The sequence below is a fragment of the Paraburkholderia sp. UYCP14C genome (assembly GCF_004197395.1).
Lineage (GTDB): Bacteria > Pseudomonadota > Gammaproteobacteria > Burkholderiales > Burkholderiaceae > Paraburkholderia.
Map to the genome: position 1 here is coordinate 1 of NZ_SELS01000411.1, position 230 is coordinate 230.

At 39.6% G+C, this 230-nt stretch carries 1 protein-coding gene; it reads right to left on the reverse strand.

The genetic code is table 11. The annotated features are described in order from the left end of the window. The coding region (locus EVC45_RS46535) for a hypothetical protein (RefSeq protein WP_211193629.1) at positions 1-230 on the reverse strand (230 nt) is incomplete at both ends.

A 230-nucleotide genomic window follows, 5' to 3' on the forward strand; every position in this document is an offset into this window, starting at 1 on the left:
CCAAATATCACCGTAGTACGAGAACAAATCTATTGACTTTTGATCAAATTCTATAAACCTACCGACCTGTGTGTTGTCATCACCATCGTCAGTACGACCACCAATAATGGAGTAACTACACCACAAATAGCCATTGCAGTAACCCGGATCCATAAACCAACCTTCTTTTGGTTCGCCATCTGTATTTTCACATAATGTTTCTAGTTTGTTCTTGAACGGAGGAATAATGG